This is a genomic window from Kitasatospora nipponensis (assembly GCF_039528135.1).
Classification (GTDB): Bacteria; Actinomycetota; Actinomycetes; order Streptomycetales; family Streptomycetaceae; genus Kitasatospora; species Kitasatospora nipponensis.
Genome location: NZ_BAAALF010000025.1, coordinates 37,218 through 60,351, shown reverse-complemented (window position 1 = coordinate 60,351; position 23,134 = coordinate 37,218). Strand labels below are relative to the sequence as shown.

The following is a 23,134-nucleotide window of genomic DNA, read 5'->3' as shown; positions in this document are numbered from 1 at the left end:
CGCGCCCGCAGCGCGGCGGGCACCGGGGCGCAGGCGCCGCGCCCGGCGCCGTGCGCGCCGTGCCCGTGCGGATGGGCGTCTGCCAGCTTGCCACGGAACGGACCCCGCGTGATCGGCGGAACACGAGGGGTGACGTCCGCTCGTCTGCCCGGGAGTCCGCGCCGCGGCACGGGAGTTGAGCGGCCCGGGGGCACGCCGAGGGGTGGCGCGAATTCACCCGGACGGGCGAGGGTCGTCCCCGTCCGGACCGGCCGTCCCCTCGCCGGCCGCGACCTGCACCGCGTCGCGCATCCCGTGCGCCGGACGGAAGCGGGAGGGCGTCGCGGCCGGATCCCCGCGCAGCTCCTTGACCAGCGAGACGCAGAGCGCCAGCAGGGCCGGGTCGGGAACCGCGGCGGGTCAGCGCGGGGCAGGCCTGCGGCGCTCGCGCAGCAGGGTCTCCTGCACGGCCGAGGCGACCAGCACGCCGTCGCGGTCGTAGAACTCGCCCAGCGCCAGGCCCCGGCCGTCCGAGGCGGACGGGCTGCGCTGGGCGAAGAGCAGCCACCGGTCGGCCCGGAACGGGCGGTGGAACCACATCGCGTGGTCCAGCGAGGCCAGCACGACCCGGGAGGGCTCGCTGCGCTGGAAGCGGTGCGGCTGCAGGTGCAGGGCGGTGGTGGAGGCCAGCGTCAGGTCGGAGAGGTAGGTCAGCGCGCAGACCTGCACCAGCGGGTCGTCGTCCGGCAGCGGCGAGCCGGAGCGCAGCCAGACGAACTGCTGCGGCACGCCGGGGGCCTCGGGCGGCAGGCCGGGGGTGTCCGGCGGCACGAACCGGATGTCCAGCGACTGGAAGCCGGCCGCCCGCCCGAAGTCCTCGGGGTCGGCGGCGGCCCAGATCGGGAACGGATCGGGCAGCTCCTCGGGCCCGGGCACCGGTGGCATGGCGCGCCGGCGGTCGGTGGACCGCGCGGGGTTCGGCTCGGGGTTCTTGAACGAGGCGGAGAGCACGAAGATCGCCTCGCCGCGCTGGACGGCCGTCACCCGCCGGGTCGCGTAGGAGTGGCCGTCGCGGATCCGCTCCACCTCGTAGCGGATCGGGCGGGCCGGGTCGCCCGGGAGCAGGAAGTAGCCGTGCAGCGAGTGGACGTGGCGCGAGCCGGCCAGGGTGCGGCCGGCGGCGGTCAGGGCCTGCGCGGCCACCTGGCCGCCGAAGGCGCGCAGCGGCGCGCCGGCGTGGCACCGGCCCAGGAAGACGTTGGACTCCAGCCGCTCGATCCGCAGCAGCTCCGCGAAGGAGCCCTCGCTCGGCGGGTCCTGGGCCGGTGGGGCGTCGATCGGCCGGTCGTCTGTCAGCCGGTGCTCTGTCACCGGGTCATCGTCGCAGATCCCGGGTCGGCGGCCCGCCGCGCCGCAGCGTGACAGGGACCCGTGCCGGCCGTGCCGCCCGCCGCGTCCGCCGGGCCGAGCGGGCAACCGCTGCTCGACCTCGGCCGGGCGGGTGGTCTCAGGCGGGCACCTCGTCGCCGTGGGCCTCCGCCTCGACGGCCTCGACCGCCCGGGACCCGTCGACCGCCGCGGGCGCGGGGGCCCGGTCGGGATCGGCGAGGCCGGCGGTGACCAGGTCGGGCACGCTCTGCGGTGCCGTGCCGGCGGGCACGGCGGCCAGCGGGCGCCACCACGGCCGCAGCGCCGGCTGCTCGGCCGGCTCGAAGAGCACCCCGGGCGGCGGCACGGCCACCACCGCGCCCAGCGCCTGAGCGGCCGTCACGGTCCGCTCGGCGGGCTCCTCCCACGGGTGCGGCGCCAGGTTGAAGGTGCCCCAGTGGATCGGCAGCAGCACCGCGCCCCGCACGTCCAGGTGCGCCCGCACACCCTCCTCGGGCGTCATGTGGACCTCGGGCCAGAAGTCGCTGTAGGCGCCGATCTGGACCATCGTGGCGTCGAAGGGCCCCAGCCGGGCGCCGATCTCGGCGAAGCCGGGGAAGTACCCGGTGTCGCCGCTGTGGAAGAGCCGGTGCTCGGGCCCGGCCACCGCCCAGGAGGCCCAGAGCAGGTGCGGGTTGGTGCGCGGTCCGCGGCTGCAGTAGTGCCGGGCCGGGGTGGCGGTCAGCGTCAGACCGGTCACCTCGGCCGACTCCCACCAGTCCAGCTCGGTGATCCTGGCGGCCGGTACGCCCCAGTGCTCCAGGTGCGCGCCGACCCCCAGCGGCGCGGCGAAGTGCGCCCCGGTGCCGATCAGCGCGCGGATGGTGGTCATGTCCAGGTGGTCGTAGTGGTCGTGGGAGATCACCACGACGTCCACCGGGCCCAGGTCGGCCAGCCGGATCGGCATCGGGTGCAGCCGCTTGGGGCCGATGCCCGGGAACGGCGAGCAGCGCTCGCCCCAGACCGGGTCGAAGAGCACCCGGCGGCCGTCCAGCTCGGCCAGCACGGTGGCGTGCCCCAGCCAGCTCAGCCGCAGCCCGGAGCGGGGGGCCTCGGCGAGCTCGGCGGACTTCAGGGGGTGCACCGGGATGGGCCCGGCCGGCATCCGGCGGGTCCGGTCGCCGGTCAGCTGGGCCCGGGTGATCTCCAGCGGGGAGCGTTCGTAGACCAGGCGGCGGGTCGGTACCGGGTTGCGGAACGCGCCGTCCACGAAGTTCGGGCTGCGGCGGATGCGTTCCAGCCGCGCGCCGGCGGGCTCGGCGCCGAAGGCGTCCGTCCGGAGCCGCCGCCAGCCGGCGAGCGAGAGCTCGCGCAACCGGGCGGCCGGGGATGAGCTGGCGACGGAGCCGGACACGGCACCTCCTGGAAGCGGGGTGCCGACGGGACGCCGGCCGGGCGGGCGGGCCGGACGCCGCGTCGGGCGCTCGCTAGGTAAGTACGATCAACATCTCATCGGGAGACTACCGGTCCACTCTCCGGGGGGCGCGGCGGATCACCCCCGGGCCCGCCGTTCGGCGGCACCGCCGACGCGGCGTCAGACGTAGAAACGGGTGATCGTCTCGGCGACGCAGTGCGGCTTGGGGCTGCCCTCGCTGGCGATGGTGAAGCGGACCACGGCCTGCGCCCCGCCCGGCACCTGATCCATGCTGAGCAACTGGGCGGTGGCCCGCACCGGCGTGCCGACCGGCAGCGGGGCGGGGAAGCGGACCTTGTCCGAGCCGTAGTTGACGGCCATCCGGATGCCGCCCACGCCGTAGCACTCCTTGGCCAGCAGCGGGACGAGCGAGAGCGTCAGGTAGCCGTGCGCGATGGGTCCGCCGAACGGACCGGTCTTCGCCCGCTCCGGGTCGACGTGGATCCACTGGTGGTCGCCGGTGGCCTCGGCGAACAGGTTGACCTGCTCCTGGGTCACCGTGTGCCACGCGCTGCTGCCCAGCTCGGTGCCGACCGCCGCGGTCAGCTCGTCGAGGGTGGCGAAGGTCGTCATGCTTGCGCTCCTGAGGTCCGATGGGGCTCGGGGACGGGCGGACGGCCGGGCACGACGCGTGCCCCGGGGGCGCGCGCCCGTCCCGGGGAGCGTAGTCCTACCCGCCGGTCACCTGACGCCGGGGTGCGGGCACGCCGGAGCCGCCACCGCGGGCAGCGGTGGCAGCAGGCGGCGCCCGGTGACCAGCTCGACGGCGAGCCGCACGAACATCGGCTCGCGTTCGATCGTCCACAGTCGCGGGCCCGCGTGCAGCAGCGCGGCGTGGGCCGCCGGGTCGCGCACCAGCGCCGCCCTGCCGTGCACCACCACGCTCCAGCCCGAGCGGCTCGACTCCTCCAGCCGGTCGGCCTGGAAGGCGGCCACCGTGCCGTCCAGCGCCCGCGCGAGGTTGTCGACCGGGAGCAGGGCGAGCACCAGCCGGCCGTCCGCGCCGACCTCGAAGGCCGCCGGCAGCACCCGCAGCAGGGCGTGCTCGGTGTACACCACGCGCCCGATGGGCACGGTGCTGAGCAGCCGCAGGGATTCGGCCTCGCCCAGATCCTCGATACGGTCGACACGGTCCATATCCCGATGGTGCGCGCGCCGGGGCGCGAGCAGTAGGGCCCATGGTCCCGGAGCGGGCGGGCCGATCGCTCCCGCGACGGCCGGATCGTCCCTGGTCGGTGCCGGGCCGGCCGGGCGACGGGTGACACCCGATCGGGGACGATCTGTCGCATTGGCCGTACTTGCCGCGCCCGGGTACGGCAGAGTGGCGCCGCGACGGGCGAGCGCCCGCAGTGGACGGCGAGCGGTCGGACGGGCGGTCGGGCCGTCGGTGGGGCGGGCGGCGAACGGCCGGCCGGCCGGGTACGGCGGGTGGGGCGGATGGGCACGGCAACGGGCACGGCGACGAGGGGTACGGCAATGACCGGTGGGGTCGAACTGGTGGTGATCGGTGCGGACGGCGGTCCGGACCGCAGCTATGGCGGCTCGGCGCAGGCCGCGCACGGCGCCGCCGTGCTCGCCGAGGCGCTGCCCGGCGTCTGTTTCGACACCGGCAACCGGGGCAGCCGGGTCACCGTGGTGCCCCCCGACGCGGACGCCAACACGATGCTCACCGCGCTGCGCGAGGCGGCCCGGCAGGAGGGCCGCTGGCTGGTGGTCTGCCTGCTGGGTCAACTGGTCTGCGACCCGCGCGCCCGGCGGCTGGCCCTGGTGACGGCCGGCAGCACCCCCGACAACGCCTACCGGCGCGGGCTGGCCTGGGACTGGGTGGTCAGCACCATGGTGCACGGTGCCCAGGAGGAGGGCCTGCTGCTGGTGGACGCCGTCGCCGCTCCGGACACCTGGGCGGCGATCGGCGGGCTGGACGGCGAGCAGGGCGTGGCCGAACTGCTGGCGCACTCCCGGGTGCCGCTCTGGGGCCGGGTCGGCCCCTACCCGGGCGGGCGGCGCGGGCGCACCGCCGTACTGCCGGGCGCGGAGGGGTCGTTCAGCTGGGCGCTGGACCGGGTGCTGCGGCGCGGGGTGCCCGGTGCGCCGGCCGCGGTCGCACCGGCCGAGCTGCAGCCGGCCGTCGCGGCCGAGCTCGCCTGGGGTGAACTCGCCTCGGGGATCGAGGCGCGACTGCTCGTCCCTCCTTCGGGTGGCCGGTTGTTGATGCGCAATCGGGCCGCCGTTCGTGGTGCGTTGGCCGGATTGTCGGTATCGGAGGAACTGTTGGCCGTTCTGTGGCGCGAAAACGCCCCAACGGATCCGCCTTCCGCGTAAGGTCAGGGGCCCAAGGTGTTGCCGTCCACGGGTGGGTTGGCGAAGAATCGGTGCCCACGCCACAGGACAGCACTGGCAGGTGTTTTCTGCCAACTTCGGCCAGTTGTCGGGCAGTCAGCGGCAAGGTGGGGCTATGCGCCGGAACAAGGCTTTGTTACGCCCAAGGGCGGTCGGGCTCGGTGCGGCGGTTCTGCTCACTCTTTTGTCGGCCGGTTGCGCGGACGGATCGGCCGGCGCCTCCGCCCGGCTCGCCACTTCCGCACCGGGCGCGGGTGACGCGGCGGGTGGGGGACCGCTTGCGTCACCCGGTTCGATCGGCGGGGGGGACGGCGGCTCGACCGGTCCGGGGACGGGCGGTTCGGGGGGCACGGGGGCTTCGGGGGCCGGCGGCGCCGGCAGCGCGCCGACCAGCGGACCTCAGCAGGCCGAGGGCCGGGTGGTGCTGCGGGCCTACCAGGACTGGTGGGCGGCCCAGGTGCGGGCCTACGACGGCAGCGACCCGAACGGCGCCCAGGTACGGCTCTACTCCAGCGGCACGGCACTGGGCCAGATCCTGGTGAGCCTGCACGCCCTGCACCAGGCGAAGTTGGTGATGACCGGACAGCCGGTCACCGCGCCGGTGCTGCAGCGGATCGACGTGAACGGAAGTCCGCAGAGCGCGGTGATCGCGGACTGCGTGGACGTCAGCGGCTGGCACCAGGCGGCCGCCGACGGATCGCTCAAGGATGCGCCGCAGCGCCTGACGCGCTATCCGGCGACGGTCGTGCTGCGGACCATCGGCAGCACCTGGATGGTGTTCGAGTTCAACCGTGAGACGGGTCGGACATGTTGAGGAAATTGCGGCGTCTCCCTGGTCAACTCCTGCTGTTACTGGCACTGCTGGCGGGCTCCGCGGTACCGCTGGCGGGCTCGGCGGCACCCGCCGAGGCGGCCGGACCCGGCGGGGGGGTGAATCCGTGCGTGGTGCTGGCGGTCTGCATCGTGGTCACCACGCCCGGATCGACCGGTTCGCCGGGCACCACCGGCGGTTCCGGCGGCTCGGGCGGCGGGGGGACCACGGTCTGCACCTGGCAGGGCGTCGACTACCCCTGCTACGACGGCGACCTTGGCTGGTTCAACACCGCCGACGGCTGCTACTACAACCAGCTCAACCCGCAGCCGAGCGCCGGCGATCCGTCCTGGCAGGGACACCAGTACGGGATCGGCGCGATCTACCTGCAGGTCTGCTACAACGCGGCGACCACCACGACCACGGACATCTGGCTGGCCAAGGACCCGAGCGTCGGCGCACCGCCGCCGACCCCCGCCGAGGTGGCGCAGATGGCCATCAGGAAGCTCCAGTTCGCCCGCCCGCTCCCGCACAGCGCGCCGGCCGACAAGGCCCTGGTCGGGGTGCCGGTCTGGTTCTGGTACGAGACCTCGGAGGCCACCAAGGCCCAGACGGTGGGTCCGCAGACCCAGCGGGTCGACCTCTTCCCCGTCTCGGTGAGTGCCACGGCCACCCTGCAGAGCGTCGTCTGGGACCTCGGGTACCAGGTGGACGGCAAGGAGGCCACCCTGACCTGCACCGGCAACGGGGGCGCCGGTCTGCCCTACGACCCCAAGCTGGGGACCACCGTGCCGCCCGGCGCGTGCACCGCGGTCTTCGGCAAGGCCTCGCCGCCGGTGAGTGGTTCGCCCGCGCCGTCCACGCCCACCCCGTCGGCCTCGGCCTCGGGGACCGCGGCGGCGACCGACGGCTACTTCCTGACCGTCACGCAGTACTGGAAGATCCACACGGTCGACCTGAACAACCCGACGGCCGCCACGCCGCCCTGGCCGGACCTCTCGCTGCAGGTCTCCAGCGCACCGCTGGGCCTCCAGGTGAGTGAGCTGCAAGTCCTCAACTGACCTGCCCGAGAAGCTGGCTGGGTACCTCCTCCAGCCACCGTGCACGCCCCGCTCCGGTAAACCGCAATCGCAGACGCACGACAGGAAGGCCGACGTCCGATGGAGAACCGCACCTTCCCGTCTCCCGCTCTCGGCTCGACCGCGCCCGCCACCGGGTACGGTCTGGACCAGTCGGCCACCGACACCGCCGGCGTGGCGGCCCGCGCGGGGGGCCGTCCGGTTCCGGTGGCACCCTCGCGCTCGCTGCGCGCCCGCCGGCGGCGGCCGGCCGTGATCGCCATGGCGGCCGCGCTGATCGCCGCCGGCGGGCTGGGCGGGGCGATCCTCTACAACAGCACCGGACAGCGGATCGAGGTGCTGGCGCTGGCCCGTGACGTTCCGTACGGGCAGACGCTGACCGCCCAGGACCTGGTGGTGGCGCGGATCGCCGGCGACCCGGCGCTCGCGCCGGTGAACGCCGCCGACCACGACCTGGCGGTCGGGCAGCGCGCCACCACGGACCTGCACCGCGGCGCGCTGCTGCTGGTCGCCGACCTGACCCGGGCCCTGGTGGTGCAGCCCGGGCAGCAGGAGGTCGGGCTGCCCGTGCGCCGCAACCAACTGCCCGCCGAAGGCGTTCAGGTGGGGCAGAAGATCGTCATCGTGCAGGTCGGCGGCGACCCGACGGCCGCCGGCGGACACGGGCCGGTGGTGATGAACGCGATCGTCTCCAGGCTCGGCCGGGCCGAGGGGGACGGCGGCCAGGTGATCAACGTGGCGGTGCCGCAGAGCGACGCGGCGGTGCTGGCCCTGTGGGCGGCGGACGGGAAGTACCAGGTGATCACGGCGCCGAAGGCCGGTGCGGCGGCGGACGGTTCGCCGGCCACGCCGTCGCCGGGGGCTTCGGGAGCAGCGGGGGCCTCGGGGGCGCCCTCGCCGGGGGCCGGTGCCGGGGCGTCCGGGGTACCCTCGTCGGCGGCGTCCGGCACGCACCCCTCCGGAGGTGCCTGATGGCCGTGATCGCGGTCACCGGTGGTCCCGGCGCCCCGGGAGCCACCACCTCGGCGCTGGCCCTGCTGCTCTCCTGGCCGCTCGCCCCGGGCCGCAAGGCGCTGCTGGTCGAGTGCGACCCCGACGGCGGCGCGGTGCTGGCCGGTGCGCTCGAAGGCCGGGTCGAGGCGGTCTACGGGCTGCGCAACCTGGCCGTCGCGGACCGGCGCGGCCTGCTCGCGCAGAGCCTGTGGGACCAGTTGGTCGACATCTCGCCCGAGGGCGAGGGCGAGCGACTGCTGCTGCCCGGACTCACCGACCCCGCCCAGGCGGTCGGCCTCGCCTACACCTGGGAGCCGTTGATCGAGACCCTGCACGCGCTCGAACCCCAGGGCTACGACGTCCTGCTCGACCTCGGGCGCTCCGGCGCGCTGGGCGCCGGGGCGCCTGCCCGCGCTGGAGCCGCACGGCGACGAGGCCGCGCGCCGGCTGCTCGCGGTGGGCTTCGCCGCCACGCTCTTCCAACCGCTCTACAACAGCGGCGTGCTGGACCGGCTGCCGCTGGCCGGGCCCGCCTACGGGGTCTTCCTGGTGGCGGTCGCCGCGCTGGCCGGGCTCTGCGACGCGGTGCTCGCCGCCTGCCAGCGCCACACCGGCCGCCGGTTCGGCTGCGCGCTGGAGGAGGAGCTGCGCGCGCTGCCGGGGATCGGCTCGGCGATCGCGGCCACCGGCATGCTGGTCAGCCTGGCGGCGGGCGAGGTGGGCCTGTGGGCGCTGCCGGTCTTCTGCCTGCCGCTGCTGCTCGCGCAGGCCTCCTTCGGCCGTGCGGCGGCCGTGCGGGCCACCTACGGGCAGACCATCGCCACGCTGGCCCGGGCCACCGAGGTGGCCGGCTACACCGCGCCGGGCCACGCGCGCAGGGTCGCGGACACGGCGTGCGCGCTGGGACGCGAGCTGGGGTTGGGCACCCGTGACCTCGCTCTGCTGGAGTACGCGGCGCTGATGCACGACATCGGCCAGCTCTCGCTGGTCGAACCCGTCCCGGCCGGCGCCACCGCGACCCTGCCCGACGGCGAGCAGCAGCGGATCGCCCGGCTGAGCAGCGAGGTGATCCGGCACACCGGGGTGCCGGAGCCGGTGGCCGAGCAGGTGGCCCGGCTGGCCGATCCGCTGCTGGGCCCGGACGGCCGCGCCGACCGCACGCTGCCGCTGGCCGCCCGGATCATCCGGGTGGCCAACGCGCACGACGACCTCGGCGGCCCGGCCGCACTGGCGCCGGACAGCCGGTGGACGCTCGGCGGTGGCGGCTACGACCCGCGGGTGCTGGCGGCGCTGGAGCGGGTGGTGGCGGCCGGCAAGGTGCCGTGCACGGTCGCGCGGGCCGAGACTGGATGAGAACGGTGAGGCGCCCGCCGGACCGTGCGGGGAGCGCACCCTGCCGCAGCCGTGGTTGGATGCGGTCGTAGCGTGGAACACCCGATCCGGGGCCGTTGGGCCCCCGGCCCCGGCGGCTTCGCCCGACCCGGCCGGCAGCAACGGCGTCGGGCGGCAGGAACCTCCCCCGGCCTCCGGTCGGGGGCGACCCCATGGGACGTGGGCCGAGCCGACTGGCGAGACGCCAGCGGCGGGCCGGCTCCCCACCAGGAGTTCAGCAGACCGAGCGGACAGGCGGCAGGGCAACGTGAAGATCTTCCACCGGGCACGGCACCGGCCGTCCGCCACCTGGCGGCAGACGACCGACCGGGCCTTCACGCTGATCGGCAACGGGCGGTACGAGGACGCCGGAGCGCTGCTGGTGATGGCCGCCGACCTGGAGCCGTGGCTCTCCGACTCCTGGTTCAACCTGGCCCTGCTGCACAAGTTCCGCCGCGACTGGGAGCAGGCCCGGGTGGCCGGGCTGCGCGCGGTCGCGCTGCTGGACCGCGACCACGGGGCGCCCGACTGGTGGAACCTGGGCATCACCGCCACCGCCCTGCAGGACTGGCCGCTGGCCCGCCGGTCCTGGCAGGCGTACGGGCTGCGGCTGCCCGGCGGCCCGGGCACCGCGCCGGACGCGCCGGTCCGCCTGGACCTGGGCACCACCCCGGTGCGGCTCTCCCCGGAGGGCGAGTCGGAGGTGGTCTGGGGCCGCCGGCTGGACCCGGCGCGGGTCGAGGTGCTCTCCATCCCGCTGCCCTCCTCGGGCCGGCGCTGGGGCGAGGTGGTGCTGCACGACGGCGCCCCGCACGGCGAGCGGGTGGCCGGCGGCGCCGCGTTCCCGGTCTTCGACGAGATCGAGCTCTGGGCACCCTCGCCGGTGCCGACCTACGTGGTCCTGCTGCAGGCCGCCACCGAGGCGGACCGTGACGCGCTGGAGCGGCTGGTCGCCGAGGCGGGCTACGCCGCCGAGGACTGGACCTCCTCGGTGCGACTGCTCTGCCGGGCCTGCTCGGAGAGCCGGATGGTCACCGACGACGGCCGCACCGCGCACCACGACCCGCACGACGACGGCGACGCCGCGCACCCCGGCCACCTGAGCCACCTGAGCCAGGGCAGCGGCGGCACGGCCTGGCTGACCGAGCGCGAGTGCGGCATCGCCGCCCCCGCCGGACTGGTCCGCCTGCTGCTCGACCGCTGGGTCGCGGCCTCGCCCACCACCCGGGCGTACCGGGATGTGGAAGAGGTCTGCTGAGCGGCGCACTAGGCTGGGGAGGATCCTCGGCAGGCCCACAGAAGCGGAAGCAGCGATGGCGGAGCAGCACGACCACACGCACGACCACGATCACGCGCACGACCACGACCACGATCACGAGGCCGCCGCGTCGGCGCCGGTGAAGGTGGTCGGGGAGGAGCCCGACCTCTCCAAGGGCACCGCGCGTCCCATCACGGTGGTCGGCAACCCGGTCCTGCACCGCGAGTGCCGGACCGTCACGGCCTTCGACGCCGACCTGTCCGCGCTGATCGACGACATGTTCGTCTCGATGTACGCGGCGGCCGGCGTGGGCCTGGCGGCCAACCAGATCGGCGTGGACGCCAAGGTGTTCGTCTACGACTGCCCGGACGACGACAACGTCCGGCACATCGGGCACATCGTCAACCCGGTGCTGGAGGACCTCCCGGTCGAGCGCCGCACGCTGGACGACGGCAACGAGGGCTGCCTCTCGGTGCCCACCGCCTACGCCGAGCTCGCCCGCCCCGACTTCGCGGCGGTGACCGGCCAGGACAAGGACGGCAACCCCGTCCGGGTCGAGGGCACCGGCTTCTTCGCCCGCTGCCTGCAGCACGAGACCGACCACCTGAACGGCTACCTCTACATCGACCGGCTCTCCAAGCGCGACCGCAAGGACGCGCTGCGGCAGATGGCCGAGGGCACCGCGAGCTACGCGACGGTCGCCAACGACTGACCGCCCGCCGGGCGGTGGCCCGGCGGCACGACGAAGGGCCCGTCCCGCCGATCAGCTCGGCGGGACGGGCCCTTCGTCGTGCGGGGTCCGGAAGCGCGCTGTCCGGAAGCGCGGCGTCCGGGGCGCGCCGGCTAGAAGTCGTCGTCGAAGGCGACCGAGCCCTCGACGGCGACCTGGTACGCGGAGACCCGGCGCTCGAAGAAGTTGGTCAGCTCCTGGACGTTCTGCAGCTCCATGAAGCCGAACGGGTTGGTCGAGCCGTAGCGGATCGGCATCCCCAGCCGGGCCAGGCGCTGGTCGGCGACGGCCTGGAGGTACTCGCGCATGGAGGCGGTGTTCATCCCGGGCAGGCCCTCACCGCAGAGGTCCTGGGCGAACTGGAGCTCGGCCTCGACGGCCTCCTCCAGCATCGCGGTGACCTGCTGGGCCATCGTCTCGTCGAAGAGGTCGGGCTCCTCCTCGCGGACGGTGTCCACCACCGAGAAGGCGAAGTCCATGTGCATCGACTCGTCGCGGAAGACCCAGTTGGTGCCGGTCGCCAGGCCGTGCAGCAGGCCGCGGCTGCGGAACCAGTAGACGTAGGCGAAGGCGCCGTAGAAGAACAGGCCCTCGACGCAGGCCGCGAAGCAGATCAGGTTCAGCAGGAACGCGCGCCGGTCGTCCTTGGACCGCAGCGAGTCCAGGTGGTCGACCGCGTTCATGTACGTGAAGCAGAACTGCGCCTTCTGGTGGATGGAGGGGATGTTCTCCACCGCGGCGAAGGCCGCGTTGCGGTCCTCGGGGTCGGGCAGGTAGGTGTCGAGCAGCGTCAGGTAGAACTGGACGTGCACGGCCTCCTCGAAGAGCTGGCGGGACAGGTAGAGCCGCGCCTCGGGGGAGTTGATGTGCTTGTAGAGGCTGAGCACCACGTTGTTGGAGACGATCGAGTCACCGGTGGCGAAGAAGGCGACCAGCCGGCCGATCATGTGCCGCTCGCCGTCGCTGAGCTTGGCGAGGTCGGCGACGTCGGAGTGCAGGTCCACCTCCTCGACGGTCCAGGTGTTCTTGATCGCGTCCCGGTAGCGGTCGTAGAACGAGGGGTAGCGCATCGGACGCAGCGTCAACTCGAAGCCCGGGTCCAGCAGCATCTTGTCGCTCTTGGCGTTCTGGTCGCTCGTGTCGTTCTGGTCGTTCACGGCGCTGGTGTCGGCGCTCACTGGCAGGCCTCGCAGGACTCGGGGTTCTCCAGGGAGCAGGCGAGGGCGGCGGCCTGCTCCTCGGGCGACAGGGTGGGGGAGGGCACGCTGACCGCCGGGCGGGCGGCGCCGGCGGCGGCCTGGGCGATCCGGGTGGCCGGGCGCGAGCGCAGGTAGTACGTGGTCTTCAGGCCGACCTTCCAGGCGTACGCGTACATCGAGCTGAGCTTGCCGATGGTGGGCGCGGCCATGAAGAGGTTCAGCGACTGGCTCTGGTCGATGTAGGGCTGACGGGCGGCGGCCAGGTCGATCAGCGCGCGCTGCGGCAGCTCCCAGGCCGTGCGGTAGAGCGAGCGGACCTCGGCGGGCAGCCAACCGAAGTCCTGCACCGAGCCGTTGGCGTCCCGCAGGGCGTCGCGGGTCTGCGCGTCCCAGACGCCCAGCTCCTTCAACTCCCGCACCAGGTAGGGGTTGACCTGGAGGAACTCGCCGGAGAGGGTCTCGCGCTTGAAGAGGTTGGAGACCTGCGGCTCGATGCACTCGTAGACGCCGCTGATCGAGGCGATGGTGGCGGTCGGGGCGATCGCCAGCAGCAGCGAGTTGCGCAGGCCGGTGGTGGCGATCCGCGCGCGCAGCGCCGTCCAGCGCTCGGCCCAGTGCGGGGCGGTGGCGAAGTGGTCGACGTGCAGCTGGCCCTGGGCCGCGCGGGTCTCGCCGTAGGCGGGGTGCCGGCCCAGCTGCTCGGCCAGCTCGCTGGAGCGCTCGTAGGCGGTGAGCATGATCCGCTCGGCGATCAGCGTGGAGAGCTGCTTGGCCGCGGCGGAGTCGAAGTCCAGCCGGAGCTGGAAGAAGACGTCCTGCAGGCCCATCACGCCCAGGCCCACCGGGCGCCAGCGGGAGTTGGAGGATCCGGCCTCGGGGGTCGGGTAGAAGTTGATGTCCACCACGCGGTCCAGGAACGTCACCGCGGTGCGCACGGTGCTGTCCAGGCGCGCCCAGTCCATCGCGTTCAGCAGGTCGGCGGCGGTGGCGCCGTCGGCCAGGTGGGCACCGAGGTTGATCGAGCCGAGGTTGCAGACCGCGGTCTCGGAGTCGTCGGTGACCTCCAGGATCTCGGTGCAGAGGTTCGAGGAGTGCACGGTGCGGCCGGGCAGCGCGGTCTGGTTGGCGGCCCGGTTGGAGGCGTCCTTGAAGGTCATCCAGCCGTTGCCGGTCTGCGCCAGGGTGCGCATCATCCGGGCGTACAGGGTCTGCGCGGGGATGGTGCGCACCGCCTTGCCGGCGGCCTCGGCCTTCAGGTACGCCTCGTCGAACTCCGCGCCCCACAGGTCCACCAGCTCGGGGACGTCGGCCGGGGAGAAGAGCGACCAGTCGGCGTTCGCGTTCACCCGGCGCATGAACTCGTCCGGGATCCAGTGCGCCAGGTTGAGGTTGTGGGTGCGCCGCGCCTCCTCGCCGGTGCTGTCGCGCAGCTCGAGGAACTCCTCGATGTCCGCGTGCCAGGTCTCCAGGTAGACGCAGGCCGCGCCCTTGCGCCGGCCGCCCTGGTTGACCGCGGCGACCGAGGCGTCCAGCGTGCGCAGGAACGGCACGATGCCGTTCGACTTGCCGTTGGTGCCGCGGATCAGGCTGCCGCGCGAGCGGATCCGGCTGTAGGACAGGCCGATGCCGCCGGCGTGCTTGGAGAGCCGGGCGATCTGCGCGTAGCGCGAGTAGATCGAGTCCAGGTTGTCCAGCGGCGAGTCCAGCAGGTAGCAGCTGGACATCTGCGGGTGGCGGGTGCCGGAGTTGAAGAGGGTCGGCGAGGACGGCAGGTAGGAGAGCGCGCTCATCAGCGCGTACAGCTCGGCCACCTCGCGCACCGACTGCTCGTCGTCGCCGACGGCCAGGCCGCTGGCGACCCGGAGCAGGAAGTGCTGCGGGGTCTCGATCACCTTGCGGGTGATCGGGTGGCGCAGCAGGTAGCGGGACTGCACGGTGCGCAGGCCGAAGTACTCGAAGCGGTCGTCGCCGCTCGGGTCGATCAGCGCGTCGAGCGCGTCCGCGTGCCGGGCGACGAAGTCGGCCGTGCCGTCGCCGATCAGGCCCTCGGCGTGGCCCACCGCGATCGAGGCGGAGAAGGAGAGCGCGCCCTGGCCGACCGCCTCGTCGGTGATCTCGCGGGCCAGCAGGCGGGCGGCGAGCTTCGAGTACTGCGGGTCCTCGGCGATCATCGAGGCGGACGCCTCGACGGCCAGTGCGCGCAGCTCGGCGAAGTCGGAGCCGGCGTTGCGGCCGCGCAGCGCGGCGGCGGCGACATGGCCGGGGTCCGCCTGGGGGAGGTCGCAGCTCAGGTCCGTCAACAGCCGCAGCAGGGCCGCTCCAGGGTCCGAGGGGACGGCGGAGGCGGTGCTGGAGCCCTGGGCGGGCAGGGTGGCTGAGGCAGCGGTGGTCAAGGCGCTCTCTCCTGGCTACGGCGACGGACTGGGGCATCCGGGAGCGGCGCGCGGCAGGGGAGAACGGCACGCCGCATCGAACCCGGCGCGCTTCGTCTCACCCTGGCCCACCCGCGAGGCCCGGACGGTGGTGCTGTGCTGCAAGGCGTCTGCGGGGAAGCCGTGTGGCACACCGTCAGCAGGTAGTCGGACTCGCGGGGCGCCCGTGGGGCAGGCCCGCTCACCGCTGCGGGGCAGTCCCGGACTCGCACCGGGTTCCCCTGCGTCGACAGCGAGAGTGAGCATACATCTAGTGGCGGCTCCCGCGTTTACCCCCACATGTAGTGTGGCGCGGCGTGTCGGAGAGGTGACGGACCTGGACGGGTCGGCTCCTTCCTTGGCCACGGATTGATTACCGAATGGCCTCCGGTTGCGGCCCATGGCCTACGATCTCGCCTCATGAGCGAGGGAACCGACATACCCGCCGAGTGGACGCCACAGCCCGCGCAGCCGGGGCCGGGGGAGCCGCCCGGGTCGCCCGTCACGCCGGGCCCGCCCGCGGGTGGGTTCGGGCCGCCGCCGGCCTCCTACGGACCGGCCGGCGCGGCCTATCCGCAGGCTCCTCAGCCGTACCCGATCCACCCGGGCCCGCCGGTGCCCCAGCCGTACCAGGCGCAGCCCACGCCGGGCCAGCAGTCGCCGGGCGGCGAGCACCTCGGCGGCGAGCAGCCCGACTGGTCGGCGCTGGCGGACCGGCACGCGGTCGAGTCCCGCCGGCGCCGGCGGATCTGGGCCGGCGCGGCCGTCGCCGCGGTCCTGGTGGTGGGTGGCGTGGTGACGACGGCCATGCTGATGAACGATCACCATGACAAGGGCGGCAAGGTCCTGCCCTCCACCTCCGCCAGTGCCCCGGCCCCGGCGGGCCCCGACGCGCTGGCGTTCATCTCGGACGCCACCACCGACAAGGCCCCGGTCGACCCGGCCCTGCTCTTCCCCGACGAGACGCGCTCGGTCGACGGCAAGACCTGGACCCGCAAGGCGAGCGGCACCACCAAGCCCTGCTCCAAGGCGACCACCGGCGGCCTGGGCCTGGCCCTGGGCGACGACGTCTGCCGCTCGGTGGTGCGCGCCACCTACGTCTCGGGCGACAGTGCGGTGACCGTGGGCGTGGCCGTCTTCGACACCAAGGCCGCGGCGGACGCCGCGCTGGCCAAGCGGACCGGCCAGATCCAGGGGCTCTCCGGCCCCGGCGTGGGGCTGTTCTGCATCGCCTCCGGCTGTGACGAGACGCACGCCTCGGTGGGCCGCTACGGCTACTTCACGGTCTCCGGCACCCTCAAGCAGGGCGGTGCGATGACCGATCCGGACGCGGCCGCCGCGGCCCCGAGCTTCGCCGACGCCGCACGTCAGCAGCTGCTCGCGCGGGCCAAGCAGCCCGCCGCCGGCAGCTGACCGCACGCACGACCTCCCCCCGGGCGGGTGGCGGGCCCCAGGGCCCCCACCCGCCCTCGTTCGGTTACGGCCTGTGCCGAGGCCCTTGTAATCGTCAGATAAGATGCGGCAGCTCCCGGGGGACAGTAGATCTACTGACGCGCCTCGGGCCACCGCGACAGGCAGTCAGGAGGAGCGCCGCCGTGAGTGTTGCCACCAACGCGACGGGCCGTCGGCGCAGGAACGCCGGCAGCCGGCGACGCGGCACCGAAGCGCTGGAACCGGCCCCCACGCACCTGTTGCCGGAACCGCCGACCGCGCGCGAGAAGTACAGCTACACGATCCGCCACCAGTGGATCCTGACGCTCTGCTCGATGATCAGCTTCGGCTGCCTGCTGGTCAGTCAGGTCGAACTCTTCCAGGCCTCGGTCTGGTTCTGGCTCTGCCTGCCGTTCCTGCTCTTCACCTGCGTCTACTACCTGGTCTCGCTGCGGGTCAACAGCTTCACCCCCAACTTCGACCTCAAGGAGCACCGCCGGCTGGTCCGCAAGTGGGCCCCCGAGCAGTACCCGGACGTCGACGTCTTCCTGCCGGTCTGCGGTGAGCCGCTCGAGACGCTGCACAACACCTGGACCTACGTCCGCAAGCTCGCCGAGCACTACCCGGGCCTGGTCATGCCGTTCGTCCTGGACGACGCGGCGAGCCCGGAGGTCGAGGCGATGGCGGCCGACTTCGGCTTCCGCTACGGCACCCGCCCGGACCGCGGCTGGTTCAAGAAGGCCGGCAACCTGCACTACGGCTTCGGCCTCTCGCACGGCCGGTACATCCTGATCCTGGACGCCGACTTCGCGCCCCGGCACGACCTGCTGGACGAGGTCCTGCCCTACCTGGAGCGCGACGCCAAGCTCGGCATCGTGCAGTCGCCGCAGTACTTCCGGGTGCTCGACTCGCAGAACTGGATCGAGCGCGGGGCCGGCGCGATCCAGGAGCTCTTCTACCGCTCGGTCCAGGTCGCCCGCCAGCGCAACGACGGCGCCATCTGCGTGGGCAGCTGCGCGGTCTACCGGCGGGCCGCGCTGGAGGAGAACGGCGGCACCACGCTGATCGCCCACTCGGAGGACGTGCACACCGGCTTCGACCTGCGCAACCTGGGCTGGGACCTGCGCTACGTGCCGATCGCGCTGTCCACCGGCGTCTGCCCCGACAGCACCGGGGCCTTCCAGAACCAGCAGTACCGCTGGTGCATGGGCTCGATGAGCCTGCTCACCAGCCGCAAGTTCTGGCAGGCGAAGCTCTCCTTCACCACCCGGCTCTGCTACGTCTCCGGCTTCCTCTACTACATCCACACCGCGCTGCTGACCTTCGCGATGCCGCTGCTGCCGATCGTGCTGCTGGTCTGGCGCCCGGACCTGCTGCAGATCCGGCACCTGGTCCTGGTGATCCCCAGCCTCGTCTACGCCACCGTCATCTTCCCGCTGTGGCACCGGGCGCCCTACCGCCTCGAGGCGTGGGCGGCGCGGATGATGTTCGGCTGGGCGCACTTCTTCGCCATCTGGGACCTGCTGCGCCGCCGGCCGCAGGGCTGGCGCCCCACCGGCTCCACCGGGGCACGGCGCAACCGGCAGCTGCGGTTCTGGATCGGCATGATCGGGTGGGGCGGCGGCTCCGCGCTGGTCTGGGTGGTCGCCGCGGTCTGGCGGATGTTCACCCTGCACCCGCCGGACTTCGCCCTGGTCCTCTCCTCCGGCCTGTTCTACGCGGTGACGGTCGGCCGGATCCTGATCCAGCCGCGCTCCCAGGAGGTGGCCGCATGAGCCGGCCGACGGCCGATCCGGTCCAGGGCGTCCGAGGGCGGGGTGCGCCGGCCCGTCGCGTGCTGCGGCCGGCGGGGCGTGCGCTGCGGCCGGCGGCCCGGGCGCTGGCCGCGCTGGGGCTGGCGCTCTCGCTGGCCGCCTGCTCGTCGTTGATCGGGGAGAAGGACATCGGCCCCGCCGCGGATCCGAGCAGCCCCGCCGCGGGCGCGGCCGCGGGCACCGCGCCGGGGGCGGCGCCTCAGGCGAGCGGCGCCGCCGTGCTGCCCTACGACGTGCGGCCCCTGCTGAAGCCCGCGCACAAGTTCCTCGGCGTCTCGGCCGACGCCGCACCGGCCTCCATGGACTCCATCAGGAACTTCACCGACCAGGCCGGCAAGGCGCCGAACCTGATCGAGTTCTACTCCGGCTGGGGCGACAACTTCGACGTCCAGGGCGCCCGCAACGCCTGGAACGCCGGCGCCGTCCCGTACGTGGCCTGGGAGCCCTTCACCGTCAGCCTCGCCGACATCGCCGCGGGCAAGTCCGACGACTACATCCGGGGCTACGCGGCGGCGATCCGCAACCTCAACGTCCCGGTGGCGCTGAGCTTCGCGCACGAGATGAACGGCGGCTGGTACGCCTGGGGCACCAAGCACGCCACCGCGCAGGACTTCGTGGCGGCCTACCGGCACGTCCACGACGTCTTCGCGCAGCTCGGCGCGGCGGACGTGATCTGGGCCTGGAGTCCCAACAGCATCAACCCGATGCCCGGCGTCCAGCTGCAGCCGTACTTCCCCGGCGACACCTACGTCGACTGGGTGGGGATCATCGGCTACTACACCCACCTCGAGGTCGGCACCTTCGAGAGCCTCTACGGGGCCACCCTGCGGGAGATCCGGCAGTTCACCGCGAAGCCGTTCCTGATCGCGGAGACCGCCTCCGAACCCGGCGCGCGCAAGCAGGCCGACATCGCCAACCTGGCCGCCGGGGTCATGCAGCACCCGGACTGCCTGGGCTTCATCTGGTTCGACTACAACAAGGAAGTGGACTGGCGGATCGACAGCGACCCGCAGTCCGCGGCCGCCTTCAAGCGGGCGGTGTCCGACGGCCGGTTCGGCTTCGACGTGAGAAATCCCTGATGACCTCCTCCCCTGCGGACAGTGACCTGCACCGGCGACCCGACCCCGGCGGGTCGTGGTTCGCCGCCAAGACGAGCGTGCCGGCGGCGCCGGAGGCCACGGCGGTGGCCGAGCCCGAGGCCGAGCTTGAGCTCGAGCCCGAGCCCGAGGCCGAGTCGGTGTACCAGGCCGGGTCGTTGGCCGGGCCGGTGGCGTCGAACGAGCCGGAGCCGTTGAACGAGTTCCGGGTGGTGAACGAGCCGGCGGACGACGACGTGGTGACGGGCGGTCTGCCGGGTGGGCCGGCCGAGGCCCGGGTGGAGGCCGCCGCGGGCGCTGCGGCGCGGGCTGCCGCCCGGCAGGCGCCCGTTCGGCCGGCTCCTCCCAGGCCGGCGGGCCCGGGCCTGCGCGGCGAGCAGCCCGGTTACACCCTGGCGCCGGTGCCCGAGGCGAGCTGGTCGATCGACCCCGGCCGCCGCCGGGCCTGGCTCAGCCGTGCGCTGCTGCTGTTGATCCTGGCGCTGCAGGCCGCGCTCTCGGTCCGGCTGTCGAACACGGCCTTCCAGGACGAAGCGCTCTACATGTACGCCGGGCACATGGAGTTGGCCCACCTGCTGCACGGTGCGGCGCTGCCGAAGGACTACAGCAGCTACTTCTCCGGCTCCCCGGTGCTCTACCCCATCGTCGCCGCGGTCGTGGAGAACCACTTCGGCATGCTCGGGGTGCGCCTGTTCAGCCTGCTCAGCATGCTCGGCGCCACCTCGGTGCTCTACGCCTTCTCCCGCCGGCTGTTCAACGAGCGGGTGGCGCTGGGTGCCGCCGCGATGTTCGCGGTCACCCAGTCGACCGTCGTCCTGGGCTTCTTCGCCACCTACGACGCGCCGGCCGTCCTGCTGCTCGCCGTCGCCACCTGGATCGTGATCCGCACCGACCGGGCGCCCGCGGCCGTCGTGCTCCTGGCGGCGCCGGTGGCGGTGCTGGCCGTCGGCGCGAAGTACGCCTCGGGGCTCTACCTGCCGGTGCTGGTGCTGCTGGCCTTCCTGACCGGCCGTCGCAACCGGCTGCGCCAACCCCTGCTGCGCGGTGTCCTGTTGGCGCTGGGCATGGGCGGGATGCTCTGGGCGGGGCTGCACTTCACCGACGTGCTCAAGGGCGTGCAGGCCACCACCACGGACCGCGCGCACGGCACCGAGACCGCGCTGAGCCTGATCCGCCAGTCCGCCCAGTGGGGTGGACTGATGTTCGCCACCGCCGTGGGCGGCCTGATCGCCTACACCGTGCGCGGCCGGATGAACGAGTCCCCGCTGGTGCGCACCGCGACCGGCCCCGGCCGCAAGCGGCGGTTGATGCTCGGGCTGCTGCTGGTCGGCACCGCGCTGCTGGCCCCGGCCTACCAGATCCACCTGCACACCTCGGTCGCGCTCTACAAGCACATCGGGTTCGGGCTGCTGTTCGCCGCGCCGATGGCCGGCATCGGGATGTCCCGCCTGGTCGGGTCGCACTTCCGCCACCCGCAACTGGGGATCCTGCTCTGGGTGGTGATGCTCTCGCTGGGACTGTCGCAGTCGGTCTGGCGGTTCGACACCTGGCCGAACTCGACGCAGATGGTCGCCGTGCTCAAGCAGCACGTCAACAGCCACGGCCGGTACCTGGCCTCGGCCGACAACGTCCCGGCCTACTACCTGCGGGCGCAGACCCGGCAGGACCAGTGGACCTCCACCTACGGTATCGGCTACCTCGACCAGGGCGGGAAGCTGCACTCCGGGGACGACGGCTACCGCACGGCCATCGCGGACGGGTGGTTCGACCTGATCGTCCTGGACGGGGTGGCCACGCCGGACACCGACCGGGTGGTCGTGGCGGCCATCGCACAGAGCCCGCACTACCGCCTCCTGGGCAGGCTGCCGTTCACCACCGTGGGCGGTACCGGCTATTACCGGATTTGGGTGAAGCAGTAGAGATGTCGACCCCCACGGACGCGTTCAACGCGTCGCCTCCGTGGCCGCCCCGGCCGTCGCAGGCTCCGGTGCCCCAGCCTCCCGTGCCCCAGGCTCCCGTGCAGCAGCTGCCGATGTTCCACCAGCCGCACCAGCAGCCGCAGCCGCAGCCGTCGCAGCCGCCCGGTGGGGCGGTCATCGAGCCCGCGGGGCGGGCGGCCTGGCGGGCCACGGCGGGGATCGCCGCCGGGCCGGCGCTGCTGGCTCTGCTGCTCTGCTGCTACGGCATCGGGCAGCGGCAGCTGTGGCGGGACGAGCACGCCACCTGGTGGGCCGCCAACCTGACCTGGGGTCAGCTCGGCGACCTCATCTCGCACATGGACCTGGTGCTGGCGCCCTACTACGTGCTGATGCACGGGTGGACGGCGGTCTTCGGCAACTCCGAGGCCGCCCTGCGGATGCCCTCGGCGCTGGCGACCACGGCCGCCGCCGCCGGCGTCGCGCTGCTCGGCCGCCGGCTGCTGTCGCCCCGGCTGGGCGTGCTCGCCGGCCTGCTGTTCGCGCTCTGCCCGGGCATCACCTGGTACGGCGAGGAAGCCCGTCCGTACGCCTTCGCGGTGCTCGCCGCCGTGATCAGCACGCTGGTGCTGACCCGGATCGTGCAGCGGCCCCTGCTCGCGGGTGCGGGTGCGGGTGCGGGTGGGGCTGCTGGTGTGGCTGGGGTTGCTGCCGCCGGTGGTGGGGCTGCGGCCGGTGCCGCGCGTCGTGGTGGCCTGCGGCTGCCCGGGTGGTCCGGCCCGACCGTGCTGACCTGGAGCGGTTACGCCCTGAGCGTCGTCGCGATGGGCCTGACCCACCTGGTGACGCTGACGATCCTGCCCGGGCACCTGCTGCTCGTCCTGTCGACCGCCCGCAAGGAGCGCTCCGGCTGGGCCTGGACGCTGCCCCGCCGCTGGGCGATCGCCACCGCGGGCGCGACCGTGCTGCTGAGCCCGGTCGTCGTCCTGGGGGCGCGGCAGAGCGGTCAGATCTCCTGGAACACCAAGAGCTGGCACGACCTGGGCGAACTCCCGCTGAAGCTGGCCGGATCCGAGCCACTCGGCTGGTCGATGCTGGTCCTGGGCCTGCTCGGTCTGCTCGGCCTGCTGGCCCTGCGGCAGCCGATCGGCCTGCTCGCCTGCTGGGTGGTCTTCCCGGTGGTCGTCACCGTGCTGACCGCCTCCTGGCTGCACCTCTTCCTGGACCGCTACCTGCTCTTCACCGTGCCGGGCTGGGCCCTGCTGGTGGCCGCGGCCGTGGGCCGGCTGCCCGGACTGGTCGCCCCCCTGACCGCCTCGCGCACCCCGCCGCGCTGGCTGGTCGGACCGCTGCCGCTGGCCGCCGCGTTCGTGGCGGCGGCGGTGGTCGCCTGGCCCGCCCAGGCGACCACGCGCGACGACCTCACCTGGGAGCAGGACACCCGGGGCGCGGCCAAGGTGATCAGCGCCGGGATGCACCCCGGCGACGGCATGATCTTCGAACCCGGGACCTCCACCCGCCGCGCCATCGCGTACGAGCTGCGCGGCAAGCCCGCCCCCGACGACACGCTGCTGGAGAGGACCCCGCAGCAGGCGCAGAGCTTCGGGGCCATCGAGTGCTACCAGCCGGCCACCTGCATGGCCGGGGTCCAGCGCATCTGGCTGCTGCTGGGCAGCAACGACGGACGGCCCTACGGCGGGGTGAACGACAAGGTCGCCAAGGAGCTCAAGCAGTTCCACACGGTGAGCACCACGCGGCTGCCCAACCTGCGGGTGATCCTGCTGGAGCGCACCCCGGCGAAGCCGAAGCCGAAGGGCTGAACCGCCGGGTCGAGCCGCCGGGTCGAGCCACCGGGGTCGAGCC

Annotated in this window: 18 protein-coding genes and 1 riboswitch; of the genes, 12 read left to right on the top strand and 6 right to left on the bottom strand. The window is 73.6% G+C overall.

What is annotated here, in order from left to right; all coding sequences use genetic code 11:
* Nucleotides 1-399 precede the first annotated feature (399 nt).
* The 4 genes from ABD323_RS10390 to ABD323_RS10375 form a co-directional block, all read right to left on the bottom strand.
* A complete protein-coding gene (locus tag ABD323_RS10390; protein WP_344441006.1) occupies nucleotides 400-1,350 on the bottom strand; it encodes an acyl-CoA thioesterase in 951 nt (316 codons plus the stop codon).
* A gap of 136 nt (nucleotides 1,351-1,486) precedes the next feature.
* The gene (locus ABD323_RS10385) at nucleotides 1,487-2,722 is read right to left on the bottom strand and encodes an MBL fold metallo-hydrolase (RefSeq protein WP_344441014.1); all 1,236 of its coding nucleotides are present in this window, start codon (nucleotides 2,720-2,722) and stop codon (nucleotides 1,487-1,489) included.
* Between the two features lie 219 nt (nucleotides 2,723-2,941).
* Nucleotides 2,942-3,394 (bottom strand): MaoC family dehydratase, encoded by a 453-nt coding sequence (locus ABD323_RS10380; RefSeq protein ID WP_344441005.1) that lies wholly within the window; start codon nucleotides 3,392-3,394, stop codon nucleotides 2,942-2,944.
* 108 nt (nucleotides 3,395-3,502) lie between these two features.
* Nucleotides 3,503-3,958, bottom strand: coding sequence for a pyridoxamine 5'-phosphate oxidase family protein (locus tag ABD323_RS10375; protein WP_344441004.1), 456 nt, complete (start codon nucleotides 3,956-3,958; stop codon nucleotides 3,503-3,505).
* 339 nt (nucleotides 3,959-4,297) lie between these two features.
* Between ABD323_RS10375 and ABD323_RS10370 the strand changes: the two genes are divergently transcribed.
* The 7 genes from ABD323_RS10370 (at nucleotide 4,298) to def (ending at nucleotide 11,385) form a co-directional block, all read left to right on the top strand.
* Nucleotides 4,298-5,143: a hypothetical protein gene (locus ABD323_RS10370; protein ID WP_344441003.1), complete on the top strand. Its 846-nt coding sequence runs from the start codon at nucleotides 4,298-4,300 to the stop codon at nucleotides 5,141-5,143.
* A gap of 439 nt (nucleotides 5,144-5,582) precedes the next feature.
* Nucleotides 5,583-5,975 carry a hypothetical protein gene (locus ABD323_RS10365; RefSeq protein WP_344441001.1) on the top strand — a complete coding sequence of 131 codons (393 nt, stop codon included), beginning with the start codon at nucleotides 5,583-5,585 and terminating at the stop codon, nucleotides 5,973-5,975.
* A 5-nt stretch (nucleotides 5,976-5,980) separates the two neighbouring features.
* Nucleotides 5,981-7,033 carry a hypothetical protein gene (locus ABD323_RS10360; RefSeq protein ID WP_344441000.1) on the top strand — a complete coding sequence of 351 codons (1,053 nt, stop codon included), beginning with the start codon at nucleotides 5,981-5,983 and terminating at the stop codon, nucleotides 7,031-7,033.
* Between the two features lie 99 nt (nucleotides 7,034-7,132).
* Complete coding sequence (locus ABD323_RS10355) at nucleotides 7,133-8,023, top strand: SAF domain-containing protein (protein ID WP_344440999.1); 891 nt, start codon at nucleotides 7,133-7,135, stop codon at nucleotides 8,021-8,023.
* Between the two features lie 477 nt (nucleotides 8,024-8,500).
* Nucleotides 8,501-9,397, top strand: a complete 897-nt coding sequence (locus tag ABD323_RS10350) for an HD-GYP domain-containing protein (RefSeq protein WP_344440998.1) — start codon at nucleotides 8,501-8,503, stop codon at nucleotides 9,395-9,397.
* A gap of 286 nt (nucleotides 9,398-9,683) precedes the next feature.
* Nucleotides 9,684-10,673: a hypothetical protein gene (locus tag ABD323_RS10345; protein WP_344440996.1), complete on the top strand. Its 990-nt coding sequence runs from the start codon at nucleotides 9,684-9,686 to the stop codon at nucleotides 10,671-10,673.
* 55 nt (nucleotides 10,674-10,728) lie between these two features.
* On the top strand, nucleotides 10,729-11,385 hold the full coding sequence (def, locus tag ABD323_RS10340) for a peptide deformylase (RefSeq protein WP_344440995.1): 657 nt from the start codon (nucleotides 10,729-10,731) through the stop codon (nucleotides 11,383-11,385).
* Between the two features lie 131 nt (nucleotides 11,386-11,516).
* Here the strand turns inward: def and ABD323_RS10335 are convergent, their stop codons facing one another.
* Nucleotides 11,517-12,512, bottom strand: a complete 996-nt coding sequence (locus ABD323_RS10335) for a ribonucleotide-diphosphate reductase subunit beta (protein ID WP_344441012.1) — start codon at nucleotides 12,510-12,512, stop codon at nucleotides 11,517-11,519.
* Between the two features lie 65 nt (nucleotides 12,513-12,577).
* Nucleotides 12,578-14,971 (bottom strand): ribonucleoside-diphosphate reductase subunit alpha, encoded by a 2,394-nt coding sequence (locus ABD323_RS10330; RefSeq protein WP_344441011.1) that lies wholly within the window; start codon nucleotides 14,969-14,971, stop codon nucleotides 12,578-12,580.
* 184 nt (nucleotides 14,972-15,155) lie between these two features.
* Nucleotides 15,156-15,284: riboswitch (cobalamin riboswitch) on the bottom strand.
* A gap of 149 nt (nucleotides 15,285-15,433) precedes the next feature.
* On the opposite strand from ABD323_RS10330, the gene ABD323_RS10325 reads away from it, so the two are divergent.
* The 5 genes from ABD323_RS10325 to ABD323_RS10305 all read left to right on the top strand — a co-directional run bounded on the left by ABD323_RS10325 (nucleotide 15,434) and on the right by ABD323_RS10305 (nucleotide 23,091).
* Nucleotides 15,434-16,426 (top strand): hypothetical protein, encoded by a 993-nt coding sequence (locus ABD323_RS10325; RefSeq protein WP_344440994.1) that lies wholly within the window; start codon nucleotides 15,434-15,436, stop codon nucleotides 16,424-16,426.
* A gap of 353 nt (nucleotides 16,427-16,779) precedes the next feature.
* A complete protein-coding gene (locus ABD323_RS10320) occupies nucleotides 16,780-18,219 on the top strand; it encodes a glycosyltransferase family 2 protein (protein WP_344441009.1) in 1,440 nt (479 codons plus the stop codon).
* Nucleotides 18,216-19,337, top strand: coding sequence for a glycoside hydrolase family 26 protein (locus ABD323_RS10315; RefSeq protein WP_344440991.1), 1,122 nt, complete (start codon nucleotides 18,216-18,218; stop codon nucleotides 19,335-19,337). Before ABD323_RS10320 ends, ABD323_RS10315 begins: the two co-directional genes overlap by 4 nt.
* Nucleotides 19,337-21,274, top strand: coding sequence for an ArnT family glycosyltransferase (locus ABD323_RS10310; protein WP_344440990.1), 1,938 nt, complete (start codon nucleotides 19,337-19,339; stop codon nucleotides 21,272-21,274). Before ABD323_RS10315 ends, ABD323_RS10310 begins: the two co-directional genes overlap by 1 nt.
* An 83-nt stretch (nucleotides 21,275-21,357) precedes the next feature.
* Complete coding sequence (locus ABD323_RS10305) at nucleotides 21,358-23,091, top strand: glycosyltransferase family 39 protein (protein ID WP_344440989.1); 1,734 nt, start codon at nucleotides 21,358-21,360, stop codon at nucleotides 23,089-23,091.
* Nucleotides 23,092-23,134 lie beyond the last annotated feature (43 nt).

Excerpts from the sequence above, each read along its gene's own strand:
- ABD323_RS10370 (WP_344441003.1), top strand. The coding sequence starts at position 4,298 with ATGACCGGTGGGGTCGAACTGGTGGTGATCGGTGCGGACGGCGGTCCG.
- ABD323_RS10320 (WP_344441009.1), top strand. The coding sequence starts at position 16,780 with ATGATCAGCTTCGGCTGCCTGCTGGTCAGTCAGGTCGAACTCTTCCAG.
- ABD323_RS10325 (WP_344440994.1), top strand. The coding sequence starts at position 15,434 with ATGAGCGAGGGAACCGACATACCCGCCGAGTGGACGCCACAGCCCGCG.
- ABD323_RS10310 (WP_344440990.1), top strand. The coding sequence starts at position 19,337 with ATGACCTCCTCCCCTGCGGACAGTGACCTGCACCGGCGACCCGACCCC.
- ABD323_RS10335 (WP_344441012.1), bottom strand. The coding sequence starts at position 12,512 with ATGCTGCTGGACCCGGGCTTCGAGTTGACGCTGCGTCCGATGCGCTAC.
- ABD323_RS10375 (WP_344441004.1), bottom strand. The coding sequence starts at position 3,958 with ATGGACCGTGTCGACCGTATCGAGGATCTGGGCGAGGCCGAATCCCTG.
- ABD323_RS10380 (WP_344441005.1), bottom strand. The coding sequence starts at position 3,394 with ATGACGACCTTCGCCACCCTCGACGAGCTGACCGCGGCGGTCGGCACC.
- ABD323_RS10355 (WP_344440999.1), top strand. The coding sequence starts at position 7,133 with ATGGAGAACCGCACCTTCCCGTCTCCCGCTCTCGGCTCGACCGCGCCC.
- ABD323_RS10315 (WP_344440991.1), top strand. The coding sequence starts at position 18,216 with ATGAGCCGGCCGACGGCCGATCCGGTCCAGGGCGTCCGAGGGCGGGGT.
- def (WP_344440995.1), top strand. The coding sequence starts at position 10,729 with ATGGCGGAGCAGCACGACCACACGCACGACCACGATCACGCGCACGAC.